The 21,782-nt window shown below is 35.8% G+C and carries 24 protein-coding genes; 11 read left to right on the top strand and 13 right to left on the bottom strand.

The window, feature by feature from the left end:
• Positions 1–282: 282 nt before the first annotated feature.
• Positions 283–1,215 (top strand): LysR family transcriptional regulator, encoded by a 933-nt coding sequence (locus GTH25_RS06470; RefSeq protein WP_075673159.1) that lies wholly within the window; start codon positions 283–285, stop codon positions 1,213–1,215.
• Positions 1,216–1,266: 51 nt separating this feature from the next.
• Here GTH25_RS06470 and GTH25_RS06465 read toward each other — a convergent pair whose 3' ends face one another.
• The 3 genes from GTH25_RS06465 to cbpA all read right to left on the bottom strand — a co-directional run bounded on the left by GTH25_RS06465 (position 1,267) and on the right by cbpA (position 4,072).
• Positions 1,267–2,541: an amidohydrolase gene (locus tag GTH25_RS06465; RefSeq protein ID WP_075673158.1), complete on the bottom strand. Its 1,275-nt coding sequence runs from the start codon at positions 2,539–2,541 to the stop codon at positions 1,267–1,269.
• Between the two features lie 281 nt (positions 2,542–2,822).
• Positions 2,823–3,128 carry a chaperone modulator CbpM gene (gene cbpM / locus GTH25_RS06460; protein ID WP_075673157.1) on the bottom strand — a complete coding sequence of 102 codons (306 nt, stop codon included), beginning with the start codon at positions 3,126–3,128 and terminating at the stop codon, positions 2,823–2,825.
• Positions 3,128–4,072 carry a curved DNA-binding protein gene (gene cbpA, locus GTH25_RS06455; RefSeq protein WP_075673156.1) on the bottom strand — a complete coding sequence of 315 codons (945 nt, stop codon included), beginning with the start codon at positions 4,070–4,072 and terminating at the stop codon, positions 3,128–3,130. Before cbpA ends, cbpM begins: the two co-directional genes overlap by 1 nt.
• 364 nt (positions 4,073–4,436) lie before the next feature.
• Here cbpA and GTH25_RS06450 point away from each other — a divergent pair, with 364 nt between their 5' ends.
• Together GTH25_RS06450 and GTH25_RS06445 are read left to right on the top strand one after the other, a co-directional pair.
• The gene (locus tag GTH25_RS06450) at positions 4,437–4,769 is read left to right on the top strand and encodes a TehB family protein (RefSeq protein WP_075673155.1); all 333 of its coding nucleotides are present in this window, start codon (positions 4,437–4,439) and stop codon (positions 4,767–4,769) included.
• A gap of 7 nt (positions 4,770–4,776) precedes the next feature.
• Positions 4,777–5,115 (top strand): DUF1869 domain-containing protein, encoded by a 339-nt coding sequence (locus tag GTH25_RS06445; protein WP_075673154.1) that lies wholly within the window; start codon positions 4,777–4,779, stop codon positions 5,113–5,115.
• 68 nt (positions 5,116–5,183) lie between these two features.
• Here GTH25_RS06445 and GTH25_RS06440 read toward each other — a convergent pair whose 3' ends face one another.
• Positions 5,184–6,056 carry a LysR family transcriptional regulator gene (locus GTH25_RS06440; RefSeq protein ID WP_075673153.1) on the bottom strand — a complete coding sequence of 291 codons (873 nt, stop codon included), beginning with the start codon at positions 6,054–6,056 and terminating at the stop codon, positions 5,184–5,186.
• Positions 6,057–6,156: 100 nt separating this feature from the next.
• Between GTH25_RS06440 and GTH25_RS06435 the strand changes: the two genes are divergently transcribed.
• Both GTH25_RS06435 and GTH25_RS06430 read left to right on the top strand, forming a co-directional pair.
• Entirely contained in the window at positions 6,157–6,609 is a 453-nt protein-coding gene (locus GTH25_RS06435; protein ID WP_075673152.1) for a multidrug/biocide efflux PACE transporter, read from the top strand.
• A gap of 166 nt (positions 6,610–6,775) precedes the next feature.
• Complete coding sequence (locus tag GTH25_RS06430) at positions 6,776–7,303, top strand: DUF4303 domain-containing protein (RefSeq protein ID WP_083629102.1); 528 nt, start codon at positions 6,776–6,778, stop codon at positions 7,301–7,303.
• Positions 7,304–7,652: 349 nt separating this feature from the next.
• On the opposite strand, the gene GTH25_RS06425 is transcribed toward GTH25_RS06430, so the two are convergent.
• A complete protein-coding gene (locus GTH25_RS06425) occupies positions 7,653–8,780 on the bottom strand; it encodes an ABC transporter substrate-binding protein (protein ID WP_099659750.1) in 1,128 nt (375 codons plus the stop codon).
• A 357-nt stretch (positions 8,781–9,137) separates the two neighbouring features.
• Between GTH25_RS06425 and GTH25_RS06420 the strand changes: the two genes are divergently transcribed.
• The 6 genes from GTH25_RS06420 to GTH25_RS19335 all read left to right on the top strand — a co-directional run bounded on the left by GTH25_RS06420 (position 9,138) and on the right by GTH25_RS19335 (position 14,047).
• On the top strand, positions 9,138–10,337 hold the full coding sequence (locus GTH25_RS06420) for a ribokinase (RefSeq protein WP_159363928.1): 1,200 nt from the start codon (positions 9,138–9,140) through the stop codon (positions 10,335–10,337).
• A gap of 53 nt (positions 10,338–10,390) precedes the next feature.
• Positions 10,391–11,578: a NupC/NupG family nucleoside CNT transporter gene (locus GTH25_RS06415; RefSeq protein ID WP_075673149.1), complete on the top strand. Its 1,188-nt coding sequence runs from the start codon at positions 10,391–10,393 to the stop codon at positions 11,576–11,578.
• 75 nt (positions 11,579–11,653) lie between these two features.
• Positions 11,654–12,586 (top strand): nucleoside hydrolase, encoded by a 933-nt coding sequence (locus tag GTH25_RS06410; RefSeq protein WP_098943613.1) that lies wholly within the window; start codon positions 11,654–11,656, stop codon positions 12,584–12,586.
• A gap of 834 nt (positions 12,587–13,420) precedes the next feature.
• Positions 13,421–13,612 (top strand): hypothetical protein, encoded by a 192-nt coding sequence (locus GTH25_RS19155; RefSeq protein ID WP_004247006.1) that lies wholly within the window; start codon positions 13,421–13,423, stop codon positions 13,610–13,612.
• A gap of 162 nt (positions 13,613–13,774) precedes the next feature.
• Complete coding sequence (locus GTH25_RS19340) at positions 13,775–13,936, top strand: YnfU family zinc-binding protein (protein WP_215534280.1); 162 nt, start codon at positions 13,775–13,777, stop codon at positions 13,934–13,936.
• Positions 13,937–13,948: 12 nt separating this feature from the next.
• On the top strand, positions 13,949–14,047 hold the full coding sequence (locus tag GTH25_RS19335; protein ID WP_226892316.1) for a DNA polymerase III subunit theta: 99 nt from the start codon (positions 13,949–13,951) through the stop codon (positions 14,045–14,047).
• A 161-nt stretch (positions 14,048–14,208) separates the two neighbouring features.
• Here the strand turns inward: GTH25_RS19335 and GTH25_RS06395 are convergent, their stop codons facing one another.
• The 8 genes from GTH25_RS06395 to GTH25_RS06360 are packed head-to-tail and all read right to left on the bottom strand — an operon-like array spanning position 14,209 to position 21,778.
• On the bottom strand, positions 14,209–14,850 hold the full coding sequence (locus tag GTH25_RS06395) for a hypothetical protein (RefSeq protein ID WP_098943619.1): 642 nt from the start codon (positions 14,848–14,850) through the stop codon (positions 14,209–14,211).
• A complete protein-coding gene (locus tag GTH25_RS06390) occupies positions 14,847–15,110 on the bottom strand; it encodes a hypothetical protein (protein ID WP_088495928.1) in 264 nt (87 codons plus the stop codon). Before GTH25_RS06390 ends, GTH25_RS06395 begins: the two co-directional genes overlap by 4 nt.
• Positions 15,095–15,346: a hypothetical protein gene (locus GTH25_RS06385; protein ID WP_089503239.1), complete on the bottom strand. Its 252-nt coding sequence runs from the start codon at positions 15,344–15,346 to the stop codon at positions 15,095–15,097. Before GTH25_RS06385 ends, GTH25_RS06390 begins: the two co-directional genes overlap by 16 nt.
• 3 nt (positions 15,347–15,349) lie before the next feature.
• A complete protein-coding gene (gene gpJ / locus GTH25_RS06380; RefSeq protein WP_164530432.1) occupies positions 15,350–19,528 on the bottom strand; it encodes a TipJ family phage tail tip protein in 4,179 nt (1,392 codons plus the stop codon).
• Positions 19,528–20,094: a tail assembly protein gene (locus tag GTH25_RS06375; RefSeq protein ID WP_089503237.1), complete on the bottom strand. Its 567-nt coding sequence runs from the start codon at positions 20,092–20,094 to the stop codon at positions 19,528–19,530. The genes gpJ and GTH25_RS06375 overlap by 1 nt, the downstream gene beginning before the upstream one ends.
• Positions 20,031–20,750, bottom strand: a complete 720-nt coding sequence (locus GTH25_RS06370; protein WP_164530431.1) for a C40 family peptidase — start codon at positions 20,748–20,750, stop codon at positions 20,031–20,033. The genes GTH25_RS06375 and GTH25_RS06370 overlap by 64 nt, the downstream gene beginning before the upstream one ends.
• 3 nt (positions 20,751–20,753) lie before the next feature.
• Entirely contained in the window at positions 20,754–21,452 is a 699-nt protein-coding gene (locus GTH25_RS06365) for a phage minor tail protein L (RefSeq protein WP_164530430.1), read from the bottom strand.
• Positions 21,449–21,778 (bottom strand): phage tail protein, encoded by a 330-nt coding sequence (locus tag GTH25_RS06360; protein ID WP_109850493.1) that lies wholly within the window; start codon positions 21,776–21,778, stop codon positions 21,449–21,451. The genes GTH25_RS06365 and GTH25_RS06360 overlap by 4 nt, the downstream gene beginning before the upstream one ends.
• Positions 21,779–21,782 lie beyond the last annotated feature (4 nt).

Here is a 21,782-nt window from a genome sequence, read left to right as displayed (position 1 = left end):
TTAATTAAACACATCATATTAATATCAATAAGATTTATAAAAAGATCTATTAAAATAAAAATAAAAACAAAATATTTGTTATTATTTTTTTAGAGATGTAATTTAACTAACGCTTATTTATAACAAAGCTCTTTATTATTAAATTTAATGACAACACATTAACTCTGATGATAATTTGTGTTAATAAAGAAATTAACTTTTCTTTCATAACTATTGTTTAACAATCAATTCATTAACGGTATAATCGTACATAAGATAAACTGACTAAAACAAAAAAATACAATGGCAATTAATATAAAAAGAACTTCTTGGTCAGGAGGATGGGCAACTTTACGTGACCTTGAAATTATACAAACCGTTATCGATCAGGGAAGTGTTACTAATGCAGCAGAACAGCTGGGTATTTCTCAACCAGCAGTAAGCCAGACATTAAACCAGATCGAAAAACGTTGTGGTAAAAAGTTATTCACTCGTGAAAATAATAAACTAATCCCAAACTCTGATGCCTTATTGCTTTATGAAGAAATCGCCAATATCGCTGAATCTTTCAGTCGATTGAGCCATTTTCACCATCAAGAAAAAAAACGAAGTCTGCGAATTCTAGTTCCACCGACATTAGCCTATGGTTTTATCAATCAAGCCACTGCTCTGTTTATCAAAAAATATCAAATTAATGTCCATTTAGAAATATCTAGAAGTGAGCAGCTACTTTCTTTAATAGCAAAAGAGCAAGCGGATATTGTCATTACTGATAATATGACCATTAATAGCAATTATAATTTGACTCAAACTCCGATAAGAGAAACTCGAATTATTTGTGCAATCCCTAAAACACATGAATTATCTACAAAAAATACCATCACACCCGATGACTTACATGAACAGTCTTTTATTGCTTTAGTTAAAAGTAATATTGGGCGCACAGTTATTGATCGAGCACTCAATAAATCAAAATCTAAGCCTAACATTATTGCTGAAGTTTCTGATCAAGATACAGCTATGACATTTGTAAAAAATGGCTTAGGGATCAGTTTAATTAATTCATTTCCTACTATTGAAACAGAAGATATTGTTTATAGAGAATTTACACCGACGATTATGAGTAATATTTGTTTTTTTACATCGAAAAAAACAGAACATGAAGCACAACTTTATATTGAATTTATTAAAGAACATCAACCTGATGCATCTTTATTTTCGATCCCAATTAAATAATTATTAAGGTCTCATTCTATACAATATCGACAAATAGAAGAGACCTTTCTCTTATTTATGCATCTCAAGAAGAGAGAGAATACCTTCAGTAAAAAGTGTTAACCCGATGGAAAGCGCCTCTTCATCGATATCAAATTTTTCTTTATGATGTCCATCACTCTGATCTGCGCCTACTAAGAAGAATATCGCTTTTCCTTTTTTCTCTTGTACCCTTCTTACCATTAATGAGACATCCTCACTTCCTCCTAAAGGTAATACGATATTTAATAAATTTGGATGCGTATCAACAACGCCTTGCATGATATCTATCATTTCTCGATCATTTCTGAAATTTGTCGCTTCGCCCGTAATATCTATTTTTGTTTCTAATTGGTAAGTAGTTGCAATACCATCAACAGATTTTTTTATACTATTAAATAAGTATTGTGTTATTTCAGCATTTTGCCCACGAACTTCTAGTTGCATTTTCGCAGAGCTAGGAATAAGGCTACGATTTTCACCTGCAATTAAGGTTCCAATATTTACTCTCGTCATACCTTTGCCATGCCTTGGTATTGCTAATATCTCATTAGCTAAGAAGCATGCTCCTGCTAATGCATTATTTCCTTTTTCTGGTTCATCAATAGCATTGGTAGATCTTCCTTTTAAAAAAATATCTAATTTAGTGGTACAAAGAAAATCAAAAGGATCGAGTGCGATTTCACCTTTTTTCAAATTACATCCAATATGCATCCCCATAAAATAATCAGTATCATCTAATACTCCACTGTCGCTTATTGCTCTTGCACCTCTCACTCCTTCTTCTGCGGGTTGGAATATCAATTTATATTTCCCACGTAAAGCGCGAATGTTTTGTTTTAACCAATGAGCAAGACCAAGCCCTATTGCAGTGTGCCCATCATGACCACAAGCATGCATTAATCCAGAACGGCACGAAGCAAATCCTTGTTTATTAGGCAGATGAGTATCGTCATTTGACTCTTGAACATAAACACAATCAATATCGAAACGAAACGTAAATGTCGGGCCAGGAATTTCTGTATCAATAATAGCCATACACCCTGTTAAACCATCCATTTCAGCCAATAACTCAGTACTGATCCCTTTTTCTTCGGCTATTTTTATGGCCTCTCTAACTAATTTTTCATCTCGACCTAAAATACTTTCTCGGCAAATAATATGAGGTCCCGCTTTGACATCAATATTCATCTCTCGCAATACGCTGATTATCGTGCCTGTCGTCACAAATTCAGTCCAGCCAATTTCTGGAAACTGGTGAAACATTCTACGCCATTCTATTAATTTATTGATTTGGATAGATTTCATTATTTTTCCCTTACAAAAATAAACCTATTATAAAAAATAAAGACAATAAGATAAGTATTTTGTTATGAGAATCATAATTCATGGGTTATTTTATGGATATGATCTAGGTACCATTTTTCTTAGTTTTAAAGAAAATTGTCTAATCGTAGAAATCAAAAGGAATAATAAGAAATAACGTTTATAATCAATCAATAAGGAATTAAAAAATAAGTAAAAATAAAATTTAAACAAAAAAATAGCCACTAAAGTGTTTACTCTTTTAGTAGCTATTTGATTAATGATTATTCATTTATAAATCGCATTAACTGCTGACGTAATTGCTTATTCTCTTGTTTTAGCTGTTCATTTTCATCTAATAAAGTCAGTGCTATAGCGATGCCGTGCCAATCTAATGCGAGCTCTTTATGAAGTTTTAATGCACGATGTGTCACCACGATAGCATTATCATCGAAAAACCACTCTTGAGTTTCAATTTCTAACGGCTCAATAACGCCAAGAGCGACAAATTCTTTGAGTTCATCATTTGATATTCCAGTATGATGACAAAACTCAGTAACAGTAAATACGGTTGTTGTTAAGTGACCCATTATTTATTCTCCCAGTCTTTACGTGGATTATAATCGGTCTGACTATCTGCAATTTGTTGCCATAATTCGCGTGTCTTTTCATCGGATTTAGGTGGCATAACAATTTTTAAAATTGCATATAAATCACCGCTAGCCTGTTTACTAACTAACCCTTTTCCTTTAATACGTAGTTTTTGTCCTGCCTGACTTCCCGCCGGAATAGTTAACAAGATTTTTTCTTTTATTGTAGGTATAGGAATTTTTGCACCTAATGCAGCTTCCCAAGGTGCAACTGGAACAACTATTTCTAAATCATGACCCTTAATATCAAATAGAGGATGAGGCGCAATACGAATTGTTAGCCATAAATCACCATTCTCTCCACCATTTTCACCTAGTGTTCCTTGACCTTTTAAACGAATACGTTGCCCATCAATAACTCCGGCTGGAATTTTAACATTCAAAGTTTTAGGGATCTCTTTTTCCAAAATTCCAAAAACATTATAAACAGGTAAGTGATAACTAATCGTACGCTTATGTTCTTCCTGCGATTCTTCTAGAAAAACGGCTAATTCTATCTCTAAATCATGTCCACGCTGTTTAGGTGCTTGTTGAGTTCGACGACCTTCAAATGGAGAGTGTTGACCAAAAAATGAAGCATAAAAATCATCAAAATCTTCTTGGCTAAAGCTTTGTTGATTTTTTGTATTCGAATGTTGTTGTGTAAATTGCTTAAACTTAGGATCGTTACGATGAGCCCAAAGCTCATCATACTCAGCTCTTCGTTGTTCATCGCCTAATATTTCCCAGGCTTGAGCAATTTCTTTAAAACGCTCTTCAGCATTTGGCTCTTTACTTACATCGGGATGATATTTTTTCGCTAAACGGCGATAAGCTGTTTTAATCGTTTTAGTATCATCAGTGGGTTTGACACCCATTATGGTGTAGTAATCCTTTAATTCCATAGTGACATCTCAATTATGTTAAATAATGAATTAAATATTAATACCCTAGACTTGGTTAATTATAGAACAAACAAATTATGTTGATGAGTAAAAACTCTATAGTAACACCAACCAAACGCCTAAAAAACGACCGCAATTAAAAAATAATTTAATTTTTAAAAAATAATTTAATCAAAGAAAACATGATATTAGTTAATCTAGCACTATATTATTATTTTTTTCTTTAAAATTGCATTTGAAATACCTTATTGAAAGAGGTAGATTTTATTCAACAGCACAATAGTTTATTGCATTATTAACGATAAATTTTCTTCTTAAATAATAAGAAAATAAAAAATGAGACACTCATTTTTAGAGAGGTAAAATGGAACGAATTATAATTCCCACTCACTATATTCATGTGCGATCAACGCCACTTTGGACTAAAGACACTGCGCCTAAATCTATTTGGGAAAGACATTTAGATAAAGGAACTCGCCAAGGGGTTTACCCAAAGCTATCTGTGATGCAAGGAGTAATTGTTTATTACGCATATACAGATGAATTTAGCCCAGAGCCTACAGAAACGTTAGTGATCCATGCCGGTGAGTTTGGTGTATTTCCACCAGAGACATGGCACAAGATAGAAGCTCGAACTGAAGATACTGTTTTTAATGTCGATTTTTATGTCGATCCTAAAATACTTGCCGAAGGTTAATAATAATATGGAAAATGAAAATAAAGGCTATTTATTAGAATTAATTAATGCCAATGGCCAAGAAAAATCTCAAAAAATATTTCTAAATCCTAAAATTTTATATATTCCAGAAATTGCTAATAAAGAAGTTTTACTTCTAGTTAATGAGCTAAAAAATAAGGTAAATATTGACTCACAAGAACTTACCTTAGTATTAACAAACAAAAATAACGGTGTTTCTGTTGATAAAAATAGCTTTTTAGCTGATTTATTAGATGCTGATATGTCCAGTTTAATGGTGAAAGATCTTATCAATATTGTACGTGGTTATGATATGGATGAAGAAACCAATGTTTGTGGTTGGTGATCTGGCGTAGTGAAAGGAATATATCACCTTTACTATATCTATTGATAATGAAGGTGATTGATTAATACTTAGAGAGTAAATTGAAGATCATTTTTTAATAGCCTATCTATCATCCAATACCCTGCTTTTCCTGGTGGCTTGCTTCTTGACCACACTAAATCAATGTCTATTTTCTTGGGAAATTGGTCATAATCGAGGCTGACTAACAAATCATGTCCAAATTGCTCAACTAACCATGTGGGTAATATTGCCCATCCCATTTCTTGCTCTGCCATTTCAAGTAATAATAAATAGTTAGGTGCTAGCCAGTTTTTCTCACTATTAATGGTAAATTGGGCACTACTGCTTAGTTTTAATTGACGATGCATTGTTAAATGTTGATAGTTGATTTTCTTTTCTCTTACAAGTGGGTGCGTTTTATGTGCATATAGTCCCAACTTACCACTTACAGGCAAACGAGCGAAAGCAATATCAGCAGGATATTCTACTCGTGATTCCATCATACCAATATGCGCCTGATTATTTTGTAGCATATTAATCACATCATCATTCTCTGCAACAAGAAACTCAAATTCAAGATGTGGGAATTCTTTATCTAGAATTTTCAAAAGTTGCTCTGAATAAGGTGGTTGATACATATCAGAGAATACACAACTTAAACGAGGCTCCATTTCAGGCGATAGTTCTATTCTTAATGCCTGTAATCGTTCATCAGCCGATAATATATCTTCAACCAAGCTTAACACTTTTTGTCCTGCAAAAGTCAGTGTTGACTCTCGCCCTTTACGCTCAAATAGTTCAAATCCCATGTCATCTTCGAATCCGGCGATCGTACTACTGACCGTAGATTGGCTTTTATTTAATTTTCGTGCTGCTGCAGAAAATGATTTTAACGAAGCTGCTTCAATGAATGTACGCAAAGTTTCTATAGAGTAGTTCATTATGGTATCGGTTTTTTCGATGGCTCTTATTTTGTATATATACAAAATATCACCAATAATTGCACTCGTTTTTTGCTAAATAATTAATTTGAGGTGGGATATGAGCCAATATCAAAAAACATTTACTGAGCGCGTTTTTCACGCTGTTTCATTTGAAGTGATAGCCATCGCAATAACAGCGCCACTTAGTGCATGGGTTTTGGGTCGCTCAATTTTTCAAATGGGAACTGTTGCTATTGTTTTATCAACATTAGCTATGTTATTGAACTTATTTTATAACATGATTTTTGACCGCTATTGGCCTTTAATCAAAGGCCTAAGGCCAACGAAAATACGAGTCATGCACGCCATTGGCTTTGAATTAAGTTTTGTGATCATTGGGTTACCAATATTGGCATTTTTATTAAATATGTCACTGTGGAATGCATTCTTATTAGAAGTTGGCTTCTTTGCCTTTTTCCTTTTCTATACCTATGCATTTAATCTTAGTTACGATAAATTACGTGAAAATTGGTTTAATCGTAAAGAAAAACGGGTAATTGCACGTCAATAATTACACAAAAACACCTTTTGAACTATCATTAGGTGTTTTATCACTAATCAAAAGTAGGAACTCATTATTTTATATCATTAAGTTATAATATTAATATACTATTCTAATTATCTTCATGCAGAGCAATTATTATGATTGTCGCTGTATCTAACTGGATTATGATTCAATGATGATATTAAATGATGAAATAATTAAAAATATAAAAAATGATATTGTCTCTTTTGCAATAACAGAAACAGAGAAATTTTTAACAGAAAAAAGTGGCGAAGTCTTTTACGCCTTTGCGTTCGATTTAAATGCCGCATATGGAGAAGTAAATCTTTGCTTTAACACTGAAGAATATTTTCAAAAAACATTAAAACACTATCAAAATCAATCAGATAGTTACATTTATCATTCAAATGAAGAGATAAAAAGCTTAAAATACAATACAGGTGATTGGGAATACCAATGCTTTAGTACTATTTATCCTATCGATGAAACATACTTAGAACAACTTTATCATACGTCTTATGAAGACGGCTCTTACTCTCACGTTTTAACAAAAATTATTTACATATTTTCAGAATGTCTAACCCTGTTTAAGCAAACAGAGACTTACAAAAAAATCCCAAAAACTGAGGATTTTATTGCTTTTACAATTGATCATGATGAAGATGTTGAAGATGCTTTAATGCGTATTGGAAAATATTAATAAAACTGTATAGAACGATAAATATCGTAGATGTTCAAAAATAAAGCGATAACCGAACGGTTATTTATTATTGACACAAGAAGAGTATCAATAAATGATCTTTTTTATTAGTTCTATACTTTTTGCAATTTTTTTGACCACTATATTAGCCTATTGGTGTTTCTCTGCACTTTTTCCTAAAGCGCCACCCACAACACTTTCTTGCCTTTTAATAAGAACGATTCTAGGTGTATTGCTCATTATTATAGTGATCAGCCTTATTTTAACTTTATTAAGTCAGATACTCTGATTAGCCAAAGTGTAAATGAATATAGAAAGCCCTTAAAAACAAGGGCTATAATTAAAATTTTTATTTATCTGCTTTTGCTGCCCAAAGAAATTGAGCATTAGGTAATGTGGTATATTTTTCTATTATCTCTTTATAGGTGTTTTCTGGCTTTAATTCTGCAAATTGTTCAGGGTAAATGAAGGTTGCTAAATATTCTAAACCAACGATGTTATATGGATGATTATAGAAATTGTGGTATATACCATATAATCGCTCATTTTCAACTGCTGCGATCTGATTAAATCCAACTCTGCTCTTCAATCGTTTGAAACCTTCCTGAGTCTCTTTATTAGATACCCCATAGCCAAATGGTGCAGCAATATTATTCTTATTGATCCAGCGAGATCCCGTTACAATATATACATCAGGTTTAGTGCTAATAACCTGCTCTAAAGAAATAACACCCGAAGCGCCTGGTAAGAAATGACTGCCTATATTGTCCCCACCAACAGCTTGGATCAACCCCCCCCACCCTGCATTATTATGTGTAAAACAGCACCCATCACCGTTAGCTCCAGCCTTTGCTTCTACAAATACACTTGGTTTATTTTTAATTTCTTGAGTTTTATTTTTAATACTATCTAAGTGCTGTTGATAAAAGTCTGTATATTCTTTAGCTTCACTTTCTTTATTTAAAATAATACCAAGAAGCTCAACACTTTCTTTCGTGTTTTTGACTGGATCTAAAAAAGTATCAACATAAATAATAGGAATATTGGCCTCTTTTAAAATGCTGACAACGCCCGATCCTTCTAATGCGGGTTTGGCTCTTAATTGAGCGATCAGAACATCAGGTTGTTGTGCAATAACTCGCTCTGCATTAACTTCACCTTTGTCATTAAATCCCATATCAGGGATCGCATTTATATTAGATTTCCATTTCTGTTCTAATAAAGAAACTGTCTGTGGATCCGATTTTTTTAGATTATTATTCCATGCTACAACTCTTTCAAACGGGTTATTTCTATCAAGCAAAGCCAGCGTTAAAATATCTCTACCATCTTGTAATACAATACGTTTAGGTTCATGTTTTAACGTTATTTTTTGCCCATCTGTATCGGTAATTGTAACTGGATATGTTGTAGCCAATGCGGTAAAAGGAAGTAATGCAGAAAGGGATATTGCTAACAGGTGATATTTATTTTTCATAGTATACTCTCCATAATAGAGAGTTAATGCTAACAATTATCATTAGCATCATCAATAAAAATCATCTTTATCTGACTACCAAATAAATTCGTTTTAATAGAACGGCATCCAACAATAAATATTCGGGTCTGATATGGTTTCGCTAACCACTTTGACGTTAAATGGACGATTTTAACTAACCCGTCCATTTAACATAAGCAAACTGCGTTATCCAAATATTCTCCTTAAAATTTATCTAAACGGACAGATAATTGTCCAATTACGAGCAAAAAACGTGACTACTCATGCAGAATAAACTTAATTAATCTCTATCATCTTAACAAATGGTAAAACATTTTTTAACAAATGAGGGGTGATATGAAAAAAAAGAGTAGTATTGCATTTATCAGAAAAAAATTAGTGAAAGATAATTCTATCTACGTAAAAGAACTCAGTGCTCTACTTCATGTATCGGAAAGAACCGTAAGAAGATACATAGATGAATTACAGTTATTAGGTATAGCAACTAAATTTCATGGTGGAGTGAGATTACAAAAAATTGAATTAGAACCAATAATAAATAGAACTATTGATGAAACCAGAATGCTTCAAATTGATTGCGAAGAACAAAGTAGAGATAAAAAAACTGCAAATAAATGCTCATTATATATTTTAGGATCTTTCAATTTAGATGTTGTCACAGAAGTTGAAAGATTTCCTTTTGTTGGAGAGACAATCAAAGCAATTTCGACAAACTTTTTCCCTGGAGGGAAAGGTGCAAATCAAGCGGTTGCGGCTGCTGAATTAAATGATCATGTACATTTTTTTGTTAAAGTAGGCGACGATTCATTTGGTGCTACTGCAGAGAAATATTTCGGTACTACAAAAATAAGTTCATATACATTAATTAAGGATGCCAATGCAAAAACAGGAAATGCATTAGTTATGGTTGAGAACGCTACTGGTAACAATAGCATTGTTATTGATCTAGGGGCTAATGCAACAATCACTAAAGCTGAAATTCTTTCAGATATTAATAATCTACAATCGGCAAGTGTTTTTCTTACTCAATTAGAAAATAATATAGAAGCGACCAAGTTTGCGATTGAAATAGCAAAAAAATCGGGATGTTATGTCATTCTTAACCCAGCGCCCTATTCAGATCAAATTGTCTCACATTTGCCATCTATTGATTTATTAATACCAAATGGAACAGAAGCAGAACTAATATCAAACATTAAAATTGATAGCGTTATTTCAGCACAGGAAGCCATAAAAGCAATACACAACTTAGGTGTTAAAGAAATAGTAATGACACTTGGTGACAGTGGTGCTCTTTATTTCAATGGTAGCACGATGAAATATTACAAAGCGATGAATGCATCTGTCGTTGATACAAGTGGTGCTGGTGATGCATTTACAGGTGCTTTAGCTGCAAAATTAATAGAAGGTAAAAATATGGATGAAGCAATTAAGTTTTCTATTGCTTATGCATCATTGGCCGTTGAAAAAAAAGGTGCATCATCAATGCCATCTAGAACAAGTGTTGATGCCAGATTAAAAAAAGAGCGTATGTAAGGGAAGTGCACAAATAACCCACCCCGTTAATAAATTATATAATCGAGGTCGTTATGAAATATTTAATTTTCATTATTAGCCTTCTCTTAATTTTTATAGTGGCATCTTCTATTAGTTTTAATGCTAATAAAATAAAAAGAAAATTTATTCCTATTATTATTCTTTTATTAATAGAGGCCTTCGTTGCTTTTATTCTTCTACATACATCTATTGGGATCTCAATACTTAATACGACGAATATAGGTATAGAGTATTTAGTACATCATGCAAATAAAGGAATTGATTTTGTATTTGGAGATATAAGCACAAAAACACCTATTGTGTTCGTTATTGTTGCTCTAATGCCTTTAGTATTTATTTGTTCAATTATTGGGATATTAAAATATTTTGGTATTCTACGTTTGATTATTCTTACTATCGGATACCTTATTAATAAAATAGCCAAAGTAGGTAAACTTGAATCGTTTTCAGCAGTTAGTGCTGTCATTGTAGGTATGATGGCCGTATATGTTTCGATTAAAGAATACATACCCAATTTAACAAAACCACAGATGTATACAATAGCTGCATGTTCGTTGTCTACTGTCGATATCGCAATATTGGGCGCTTATACTCAAATGTTATCACCTCAGTTTGTATTTATTGGTGTTTGCCTAAACTTTTTTAGTACTTTCGTTATTGTTTCCATTATTAACCCTAATGATCCTATTGAGATATCGAACCATTTTTCTGGCCCTAAAAATGAACATCATAGTTTTTTTGAAGTACTAACAGAGCATATGCTCGATGGTTTTAAATTAATTCTAGCGATAGTTCCAATGCTTCTTGGCTTTATTGCTCTAATTAGCATGTTGAATGATATTTTTTTACGCCTCATAGGAATAAGTTTCCAAGGCCTTCTTGGTTATATTTTCTCTCCTATTGCATTTTTGCTTGGTGTCCCTTGGCAGGACAGTATTGAGTTCGGGCAAATTATTGCCACAAAAATTTTAACGAATGAATTTGTTGCAATGGTTGACTATATCAAATTGGATGATCTGAGCCCAAGAGCAGATGCCATTATCTCTGTATTCCTAATTTCGTTCGCAAATTTTGGTTCAGTCGGAATGATTATTGCTTGTGTCGCCAGTATCAGTAAAGAACATGGAAAAATGGTAGCGGCGAATAGTTTTAGACTGATTGTAGGTTCAACGTTAGTGAGTTGCTTATCTGCAACTATGGTCGGTATTTTTATTAATTAATATTTAGTTTATGAGTCATATTTTTAATTCTAGTTGTTATTCAATATGTTACGTAAGTTATCAAAGGAGAAGTATATGACTAAAATTATTATAGATTGTGATCCAGGTGTAGATGACGCTATTGCTATTTTACTGGCGTTGGCATCACCAGAAATAAAAGTATTGGGGATCACAACAGTCGCTGGAAATGTTGAGTTAGATAAAGTTCATGAGAATGCTCGTAATATTCTTTCATTTGTGTCTCGACCTGATATTCCTTTAGCCAGAGGGTGTGAACGACCTTTGATAGCACGTCGGGGAAGTAAGACACAAGTACACGGTAATAACGGCCTTGCTGGTGTGATGTTACCAAAATCTAATTACACTTATCCCGATATACATGCCGTCGATTTTATTATTGATACTGTGATGTCTAATCCTAAAGAAGTCACTCTTTGCCCGACAGCACCACTTACTAATATCGCCATGGCAATGCTAAAAGAACCAAGACTTAAGGATAATGTGAAAGATATTGTTCTAATGGGAGGGGCTGCGTTTTGTAATGGGAATATAACACCAGCAGCCGAATTCAATTTTTATGTCGATCCACACGCGGCACATATTGTCTTTGATACAGCAGAACACATTACTATGTTGGGATTAGATGTCACACATAAAGCTGATATTCGAGCAGGTTTATGTCAGTCGTTAGAGCAAGGTAATGTCATTGCTAGAACAGCAGCAAAAATGTCTCGTGGATATGCTGCATTTGATCCCTTCTTACATGATCCTTGTGTAATAGGTTATCTAATCCGCCCGGATATTTTCACTGGTATAAATGGACATATTGATATTGAATATGAATCACGCAAACTTTTTGGTTTAAGTTTTGCAACAGTCCATGATGATCTAAGACCACCTAAAAATAATAGTAATTTAAATGAATGTCGTATGAATACGATGATAATCACCGATGTTCAATCGGAGAAATTAATGTCACTAATATCTGAACGAATTTTATCTTTGTAATCTGAATCAAATAGAAAAATACAGAGAAGTGTAGCTTCTCTGTATCAATTTTTATTATATTATTTAAAAGTTAAGGTTACTTTCTCTCAATAATAATTGATTAATATTTTATTGAAAATTAAACAAGAAATATCCTAAAATACCAACAGGCCTAATTAAACTAAAGGCAAAGACTATCAACGCTATCTCAGCTATACCAGCAGTAATTGAAGTGGCTTTAACAAAAAATTCGTATCCATACTTTCAATTGTTAAATATACCTTGAGTATATTAGAGTTTCTAAAATAACTTAACAACCACTCTAGCTATACAAAAAACTATACAAAAAATGGTAGAGCTTTCAAGAGACATCAGAAAACAATGATTTTGTTGTAATGCTTGATTTTACTGGGATTAGGAGACTTCAGGAGACACTAGGAGATGATGAGATGGCGGAGGAGGAGAGAACAAAATAAATAGGTTAACACACTGATTTATATAAAAATAAACATACAAATAAATTTTCATACCCCCATAAATACCCCTTTTGGATTTTTAGAGGTTATTTTTAGATAAGACATGAATGCAAAAAAAAGAAAGGTGATACTTTTATACCACCTCCTCATTTTTAATTCCACCTATCCAAAAACTAGCTGGAGCTGTTATGAACCTCATGAAGCTAATCCAGAAAGAAAAAAAGATAATGGAATTATTTAAGCCTGATAATTTTGCATGAGTAGCTGGCGAAATAGGCGCCCCTCCTTTTGAGGTTTCTGGTGTAGCTTAATGCTTAAAGGATAGGATTCTTTTAACAAGAAAAGTATTCTCGAATCTACTCGCAGAACATTAGATAGCATGGTTAAAGATGGCTTGTTAGAAAAAATATCTAGCTATGAGAGACGACAAAACAAACACCAAGGCTCAAGTAGCTCTCCTGGTGTTCGTTGTGTCGTTAGTCGATATGGCTTATGTGGAAAGTGTCGTCTTGTGAAATGCGAAGATGACGGAGAGGATTTTATTGAAGGTGAGTGTGTGGTAGTTGGCTAACCAACAGGCAGTTTCTGGCACCTTAAATACTCAAACGTACTTGCTGTGCTTTATCATGTGGTGTAATAAAAATTGTCACCACAAATAAAAGAACAAAAATTGAGCAATTAAATACAAAGTAGCGTACACTGAATCACGATATCCCTATAATGGGTGAAAGATATGAAAGCTTTTAATGTGATAAGAATGTTTCAAGACGCACTAGTAGAAGTTACCTGCCCAAGCTGTTCTTACGTAGCTAAACAAAACAAACACAAACTTAAGAAAAACCTAATCTTATTATGCCCTAATTGTGGCTACATGTTTTATTTCAATAAAATATAAACACCACGCAATATGCCCGTTGTTGCCGTGGAAGTTGAACGACAACAACCAGCACATCTGCGCGAGTATTTTAACGAACGATTGGCATTTTATCGTGAGAGAGGCAAGTAGTTGCCTGATGGGAGTTCGGTGCAGTATTTGAAAACAGAGTAGAGCCGATGCTCGATAGAACCGACTGATTTATATAATCAATTAGTTATAAATTTCTGGGGTCTTATTGGTGTCCTGATTTTTTCTCTTACACTTATTGATAAAACATCATACAGACAATTTCACCCACCATACTCACTTACATCAATATAAAAATACTGCTTTCCTAGTGAGGTTGTTGACATCTGTCCGGCTACTATCATGGAATGAGGAATAATACGATTACCTCGTCCACAAAGAGTTACCCTAATTGTTTTTCCTCCCATCGAATCCATCATCCCAATATGCCCAATTGTTGTAATTAATACTGCACAGGGAAAACCGACATCCACGCCACTCCAATTATTTCCTGTGAGTACAAAATTATTTCCCTCTAATAAATTAAGCGGTCTTTGGCTTGAAGCGTGTGTAATAGCACCTTTATGATAGATTTGAATCCCCCATTTTTGAGGATGAAGTGAAATATGATAAGAAGACTTCACAAATACATAGAGCTCATATTCTGCTGAATTGCCTTGAATAGTATCGATTAAATTCACACACCACGCATTATTCTCATAAATTACTTCAGATAATCCACCTAATGATGGATTAGAGGAATTAAGAACTCGAATAAAAATAAGTGGCACTGCGTTATTATTACCCTCGATAATTTTAATTAGTCCCGGCTTAGTTTTTATCTTCTTTAAAAATACGGCTGATTCATAGGGTGTTAATTCTTCGGTAATGCCCTGATTAAAAAATAATGCACCATATTTACTCATTTAATTAGTACCATAATAATTCCATTAATCGATTGACTACCGCGTAGAGAATTCCACGAAATTTTATTATTCTCGACTCTAACAGTGAAATAAGATCCTCGATTTCTAGCTACAATATAGGCGGCCAATGACCGCCCTTTAGGAATATTATTATAAGTTTTACTGCCATTCTGATTGACCGCTATTTGGTCAAAAATAAACGAACGCCCAGTAATTTTTATTGGCTTTCCTTTTTCATATATTTCTATTCCCCACGACATGAGAAATCCTCTACGGCATCAGGAGATACCCATCCTCCTAAGAATTTAAATCCTAATTGAGGTACAGCATGATAAAGAGGCCCATTAATAGTTTCTCTCTTTTTATCAAACTTTACTAATACAGGTTGTTGATAGTGAAAAGTTTTTATTTGGTAAACACCTTGGCAATCGACTTTCTTATATCCAGAGGTACACCCTGACAATAATAATGCTGTAATTAAAACAATAAACTTCATACGCTACCCTAAATAACCTATTTTTGCCGCTAACTGATTGTTTTCATCGTAAACATAAATAGTATTATTCGTGATCACTAACCGCCCTTTTGTTCCTCCTGAGTTAATATCTAATCGTCCACGAAATACCGCATCATTTAATTCCACATTCCCTGTTGTGGCATCAATATTAAATCCTTTCTTGCCGGCTAAATAATTGGTGGATTTGATTTTTTTACCTACTGATAATTTATCAATGGTTGCCTTGCTAAATAACGCATCATTGAAAAAAGCTTGTCCATTTTGGATCACAAACGGTGTCACCACTTTGCCATTTAATGACGATATCACTGCAAAGTTTTGGGCATTAACCAGAAATTGACTATTTCCTTGCGCATTGAATCCTAAGCCAATGCCAGTAATGACTTTATTCCCTTTGCTATCTTGTTGGACTTTCATTGTCCATGATGCCGAAATTTTGCCATTTATGTCTGTGACCACTTTCGAAGTTTGTTCGATTTTGGCTGAACTTGTACCCACTTGGCTTTCTAAACGAGTGACTTGCTGAGCGGTAGAGGTCACTTTACCTGAAACCTCAGTCACTTTGGTTTCAAGTTGATTTACCGCATTCGCCATTGCATTGGCTTTCTGTTCGCTGGACTTAGGTACTTCATTCGCCACAAACCCTTTCGGTGCCACAGATTGTTTGTTATTGGTATAAGTGCTGGTGATAATTTGATGGTTAACACTTTTGTGTTTAGTTAACTGATATTTTGCCCCTCCCCGCAAATAAATATATTCCACAGAACCATTTATTAATTGAGCGGGTCCCATCACAGGAGATTGATTTGTCCATCGCCAATCAAAATTATCAATGATGCGGTTTTCAGACTGTGTTCCCCATCCAGAACCACTGACTTGCCATTCCACAATCATGGCAAAGCCTTTGGTGCTGTGAGTCGCATAGCTAGGTTTATTATCTGAATATTGCCCTAAGGTTCTAAAAACCTTAAACGCGTAACGTCGAGAGGTCACTAAAGGAAAAATAACCGGATAATAGGTGTTTTCATTGAGTTTCGATAAATCTAAATCCACCACCACAGACTCCGTTAAATCGGCTTTCACTTTATCTAATTTGCTGGATAACGTTTGTACCTGAGAGGTTGCGGACGTCACTTTGCCATCAATATTCGATACTCGCGTATTTAACGCATTAACCGCACTGCTATCGGCTTTCCCTTTCAAATTTGAATTGAGCGTTGAAATCTCTTGCGTTTGTGCTTGCTGTTTCGAGGTGAGGGTTTCTAGTGATTTATTAATCGCGGAAACATTCCCATTCATCCGTGTTTCCAATGATTGTCTTGCTTTGGCTTCCACTTGGTCACCTGCAACTCGCGCTTGCTTCTCGGCGGAAATAAGTCCTGCGGTGACTTTCGATAAATCATTGCCGGTATAATCACCACGAAGTTGTGTCGCTAAAGATTGGCGTTGTTGCGCTTCGGTTTGATCAGATTCAATACGCGCTTGTTGCTCTTGTTTAATCGCTGCTGCCTGTGCTTCTGTTGCCGTTGAAACTTTATTCATCCGCTCAGCCAGTAATTTTTCTGCCTCCTCCCGTTTTTTTTCACTTTCTTCAATCGTCGCGCCTTGCCTCATTGACTCTTCTAAAAGCTTATCGTGATTTATCCTCATTAACTCATGTAATTCAGTAATATCGATTTGGTTAGCTTTACTGTTAATTTCACCCAATAGGTCTTGCGCGAGTTGATCTCGACTAATTTGCCCCGCTAATTCATCAAGGATAGCTTCGGTATTGTCATCAGCCTGACCTTTCACCTCCACAAAATGAGACTTTCCATATTCATTGATACTTCTCACATAAAACCAGTAATCATGACCTGCCTTTAGCTGTCCTTTAGTCCAGAATTTAGCTCTACCTAAAAAATCAGCCTTTGACTCTATTTCATTGATATTATCTATTCTGTTTTCACCAGAAAACCAGAACTCAAACTCAGTATTTAGAGTGTGTGGTACAGAGATATGTGGGATCAGCTTTATTTCAAAAAAGCCAGACTCAACCGTGATTGAACTCGGTGCGCTTGGTGCGCCAATGAGCATTTGAACTTTTGTTTCGTTACCAAGCATTCCATTAGCGTCTTTACCTCTCACCCCAACAAGATAATCCCCCGCGTCAAGACCGTTGAAGTAGTATTCTAGATCAGTGGTATTTCCAGTAGATACAACCTTGCTGTTTTTATAAAGAGTGACATTAAATGAAATATTTCTATTAATGGTTGTTGTTACCCACATAGCCCTAGCCTGAACTTGAGGGCTATCATTAACATAAGCGATAGAAAGGCGCTCTATGTTAGGAATGCGAACAACATTCTGTGTTGGAGGATTTCCAGTAAAATCAACGCCGCTATCAACAATGCGTTCCTTTTGTGGCGCATGCTGAACACAGTTGTATAAGTAATTTCCATCATTATCTTCCGAAATAGAAATTACCCTAAATAATCTGGTCGTTAACGTGCTCTTTGAAATGGAAAATACACCATACTGCTTCAATCCATGTGGTTTTTCACGCAAAGTAACAATATCACCATCAATAGATTGAATTTCTATTTTTACGAATTTACCTGCTACTCCTAAAAATGAGAAAGTGCCTTTATCATCATATTTCCACTCAATAGGCGCATCGATAATAATAGTACGAGCATTGACTGATAGAACTCGTCCTCCTACCTTCACCCCTGCAAAACTGTCATCTGCAACTTCAATAATATCGCCAGAGATACAGTTGATCCCCTCACGTCCGGTTGTAAAGGTAACGCTATCTTTCTCCAGCTTTTCTGTTTGTAATATCCATTTACCCACTCTGTGAGCCTGCCCGCGACTAGTACAGCCAAAAGCAGTGACTTTCTTGACATTTACACCGCCAAATCGCTGAATAAGGTCATCATCTTGGATAAATTCTCTTTCTTCACTCCATCCATTACTCGGATTTACCCATGACACTTCAATAGCATTGTGTCGTGCTGATTTCGCTGTTGATGTATATTTAAATTTGCCATCAATAACGTTTGAATTTGTATACGTCCATACTGGATCGGATGGTCTGTCTTGAAAACACGTTAATTGTTGTCCATCCCATAAAGGCATACCGCGAAATACAGACGCCAAGTCATCAAGCACTTCTTTGGCTTTTCGTTGAGAGATTATATAGGCATTGAAAGTAAAACGCGGCTCTTTGTTGCCAAATCCATCATCAACCAATTCATCACAGTAACGAGCAATGGCATATAGCGCGAATTTATCAACGTCAAACGAACCGATCATCTCTCCTATACCGTATCGTTCATTGGTGACTAAATCGTAAAAAATCCATGCGGGATTATTAGTCCATGCAGGCTTGAAGCGGCCCGTCCAAATCCCTGTGTAAGTGCGCGTTTCTGGATCATAGTTATCAGGAACTTGGATAATCATTCCTTTTATATGATAGGTGCGATTGGGCGTATCACCGTATTGGGATTTATCAATTTTCATCCCGACAACAGCAGAATTAGGATAAGAAAATTTAGCGTCAGTTATTTCTGTGTAACTCGCCCATACTGTGCCATTCTTCAGCAAATCACTCTTACTGTCTTCAGTTGTACGAGAAACCCTGATTTGAAATGGTTTTTTCTTAGGCGCATCGATGATATATGATTCTAAATATTGACCGCTAATTTTACCGGTTATTCTTGCTGTTTCTGCATGTACCCAACCAGATCCCTCATTAACTTCAATAAGCATTTCCACCGTAGCATCGTACTGATTTCCCTTATCATCTTGACCAACAAGGGCAGAGACACCCAAAGTAAATCTAACGCGGTCAGTTTCCTGATCGGAAATAGTGCGCAAGATTGGCGTATTTTTTTTCACCTCAACATTAACGGGTATTTCTTTCTCTACAAAAGGAAAACCATCTAAAGGCGCTTGTGTCGGTGTTCCCGCACGCCATTGAACCTCAACCCCATGAATATTCGGATTGCCATCTTCATCTACAACAGGCGTACCATTCAATAAAAAGCCTGACATACCACCAACAGGGCCTTCTATTGGCCCTTCGGAAACCAAATCAATGACATTAAGAAATTGTTTATTTTTTAAGTTGTCATCAAGCAATCTCGGAGTACTTCCTCCGCCACCACCTTTCCCCATTAAACAGTCTCCAAACCTTGTGATATTACATTTGAACCCACGACCATCTCGCCATAACAGATAGGAACGGGATAGCCTTGTCCGACTCTATTTGATAATGAGCTGAAATACTGGTTACTTTCAGAGTTTCGCCCCTCTATGCTCGGTGCCGGAGGTGTTTTGGTTAACATCGTTGCCAATCCCGCTGCGGCCACTCCCACACCAGCAGCAAATAATGCCGTCGATGTCATTGTTGCCAGAAATCCGCCCGGTATTAAAAACGATGCACCAATTAAAGCTGCTCCACCAATAATGCCTAGCCATCCACCGGATTTAGCGCCACCAATGACAGGAACAATCGTAATAACATCACCTTCACTTAATGGTGTATTTAATCCCGCAGAAATGCTCTCCTTGGTCATATCATTACCTGCGATACGAACACGAAACTGCCCTTGATTAATCTCTTTTTTCAATCCATCAATTTGATAGCAAAGACAGCGTAAGGCCTCACCAGCATTGCTTACCTCAAGCTCGAACCTGCGTCCAAATCGGCGTAAATAGCCTGCAAACTGTAATTTGACCATTGCTTATGCCTCCAAATGCTGTGAGTGTATTTGAACCAGTAGCCACCGTAAGTATCTCGCTTACTCAATCTGTCTGGTCTGTGATGCAATATCTCTTGATTTCCTAAGTACAAAGCGGCATGGCAAGGTTTTGAAGTGCCTAAGCAAATCAATATCATGTCGCCTTCTTGAGCTTCATCAACTTGATAGAAACCCTGTTTAACTGTGTTATCTAAATAGAGATTTTGCTCTGTGTACCACCATTCATCAGGGCGAATAAAATCATCTAACTGAATGCCTGAAAGGTGATAGGCGTCGCGTATAATGGAGTAACAATCCTGCTCACCATGCTTAAACTCTCTACCTAATAGTGGTGCTATTGGTCTGAACTTGTGGATCACACCATCACATACCAACCACCACGGTAGATTTGTTTTCCTTTGCATTGCTCTATCGCCAGAACTCAAGAAAGGTTTTCCGTCAGGATGACTATGAACAATAACTTTGACGTCTGAATAACACTCTGCCGTCATCCAATCGTTTGGGTTTATTTCAAAATAGTTTAGTGGATCGGGGTGTATATTCCCGCAAGGAAAATACTTGTCGCCAGAAATTAAACCACACGACTCCCTCACTCCTTCCGCTTTCGCGTGAGCGATAATGTCTTTCTCAATCATGGATTAACCTAATTTGTTTGAGCCTAAATACCCGCCAAATGGCATGACTGATTTAAATCTGAGTTTGCACCCACTGTATTTATGAGAGCACTTATCTTTAAGGGGATCTGTTGTTAGTTGGTCTTTTTCATCTGCAACAGGAGGGCCATCATAACCACAGTCGCCACCTCGGTATCGCCATGAGCAAATGTCAGCTTGAATAACTCGCCTAGGTATCAGCGCGTTATCCGTTTCTGTTGGAAGCGCTAATATGTACGTCACAAAGTCTGAATCTGAGCTTTCCCGTTGCTCGATAACATACTTCTGAACAACTTCTCTTGTTGGATCTGCTTGTGGGTTTCCGTTGGGAAAATTAACAGCATCAAGATATTGCTCTAAAACCTGCCGGCGAGTAACGATAGCACCTAGGGCGTCATCATAGTCGTTGTTAATGGCTGTCAACATTCCGTCAAAGTTAGCAAATGTCATTTTAGGTCTATCTGACGCCCCCTGCGCAGTTACACTAAATCCTGTAACTTGAACAGGATAAGGCTCATAGCGTAAACCTTGCCAGATGATAGGTTTTAATAACCCATTCATGCCATCATGAAACCGGTAAACATCCCCCCCAAAACGGCTTAAATCGACCTCATATAGATCTAACATTGCATTTTGCTGTAAGTCTGCAACGTCTATGCGCATCGCTTGAGGTATCTCTCTCATGCGATAACCTCCTCAAATGTACAGTCTATCTGCCATGATGATTTACGTGGTGTTACCTGCCAGCCTCGGCAAACAAACTTACGCTTAGAATTATCATCACTGGTTAGCCACAAGAATGACTCAACCGCACCACGAGCCTTAAGAAATTCATCAATCTGCTTACCTATGTCAGCATGTTTAATAAATGAAAGTTGATAGGTCTTTAATTGGTTGTTGATCCCGTCTTTAACTCGTTGTTCGTAACCGTTACCAAACTTGGCTACTTTCACTTTAGGCTCATTACCTACCTGATAAGCCGTTTCTGGCCGCCATTTAAACTCTTCCATTGGT

The organism is Proteus terrae subsp. cibarius (assembly GCF_011045835.1).
In the GTDB taxonomy this organism is placed as follows: Bacteria; Pseudomonadota; Gammaproteobacteria; order Enterobacterales; family Enterobacteriaceae; genus Proteus; species Proteus cibarius.
Note: the sequence above shows the minus strand (reverse complement) of the source record. Positions and strands in the feature narration are given on the sequence as shown.

Bases quoted from the DNA above. Each gene is read 5' to 3' on its own strand.
- GTH25_RS06470 (WP_075673159.1), top strand. From the start codon at position 283: ATGGCAATTAATATAAAAAGAACTTCTTGGTCAGGAGGATGGGCAACT.
- GTH25_RS06465 (WP_075673158.1), bottom strand. From the start codon at position 2,541: ATGAAATCTATCCAAATCAATAAATTAATAGAATGGCGTAGAATGTTT.
- cbpM (WP_075673157.1), bottom strand. From the start codon at position 3,128: ATGGGTCACTTAACAACAACCGTATTTACTGTTACTGAGTTTTGTCAT.
- cbpA (WP_075673156.1), bottom strand. From the start codon at position 4,072: ATGGAATTAAAGGATTACTACACCATAATGGGTGTCAAACCCACTGAT.
- GTH25_RS06450 (WP_075673155.1), top strand. From the start codon at position 4,437: ATGGAACGAATTATAATTCCCACTCACTATATTCATGTGCGATCAACG.
- GTH25_RS06445 (WP_075673154.1), top strand. From the start codon at position 4,777: ATGGAAAATGAAAATAAAGGCTATTTATTAGAATTAATTAATGCCAAT.
- GTH25_RS06440 (WP_075673153.1), bottom strand. From the start codon at position 6,056: ATGAACTACTCTATAGAAACTTTGCGTACATTCATTGAAGCAGCTTCG.
- GTH25_RS06435 (WP_075673152.1), top strand. From the start codon at position 6,157: ATGAGCCAATATCAAAAAACATTTACTGAGCGCGTTTTTCACGCTGTT.
- GTH25_RS06430 (WP_083629102.1), top strand. From the start codon at position 6,776: ATGATGATATTAAATGATGAAATAATTAAAAATATAAAAAATGATATT.
- GTH25_RS06425 (WP_099659750.1), bottom strand. From the start codon at position 8,780: ATGAAAAATAAATATCACCTGTTAGCAATATCCCTTTCTGCATTACTT.
- GTH25_RS06420 (WP_159363928.1), top strand. From the start codon at position 9,138: ATGAAAAAAAAGAGTAGTATTGCATTTATCAGAAAAAAATTAGTGAAA.
- GTH25_RS06415 (WP_075673149.1), top strand. From the start codon at position 10,391: ATGAAATATTTAATTTTCATTATTAGCCTTCTCTTAATTTTTATAGTG.
- GTH25_RS06410 (WP_098943613.1), top strand. From the start codon at position 11,654: ATGACTAAAATTATTATAGATTGTGATCCAGGTGTAGATGACGCTATT.
- GTH25_RS19155 (WP_004247006.1), top strand. From the start codon at position 13,421: ATGGTTAAAGATGGCTTGTTAGAAAAAATATCTAGCTATGAGAGACGA.
- GTH25_RS19340 (WP_215534280.1), top strand. From the start codon at position 13,775: ATGAAAGCTTTTAATGTGATAAGAATGTTTCAAGACGCACTAGTAGAA.
- GTH25_RS19335 (WP_226892316.1), top strand. From the start codon at position 13,949: ATGCCCGTTGTTGCCGTGGAAGTTGAACGACAACAACCAGCACATCTG.
- GTH25_RS06395 (WP_098943619.1), bottom strand. From the start codon at position 14,850: ATGAGTAAATATGGTGCATTATTTTTTAATCAGGGCATTACCGAAGAA.
- GTH25_RS06390 (WP_088495928.1), bottom strand. From the start codon at position 15,110: ATGTCGTGGGGAATAGAAATATATGAAAAAGGAAAGCCAATAAAAATT.
- GTH25_RS06385 (WP_089503239.1), bottom strand. From the start codon at position 15,346: ATGAAGTTTATTGTTTTAATTACAGCATTATTATTGTCAGGGTGTACC.
- gpJ (WP_164530432.1), bottom strand. From the start codon at position 19,528: ATGGGGAAAGGTGGTGGCGGAGGAAGTACTCCGAGATTGCTTGATGAC.
- GTH25_RS06375 (WP_089503237.1), bottom strand. From the start codon at position 20,094: ATGGTCAAATTACAGTTTGCAGGCTATTTACGCCGATTTGGACGCAGG.
- GTH25_RS06370 (WP_164530431.1), bottom strand. From the start codon at position 20,750: ATGATTGAGAAAGACATTATCGCTCACGCGAAAGCGGAAGGAGTGAGG.
- GTH25_RS06365 (WP_164530430.1), bottom strand. From the start codon at position 21,452: ATGAGAGAGATACCTCAAGCGATGCGCATAGACGTTGCAGACTTACAG.
- GTH25_RS06360 (WP_109850493.1), bottom strand. From the start codon at position 21,778: ATGGAAGAGTTTAAATGGCGGCCAGAAACGGCTTATCAGGTAGGTAAT.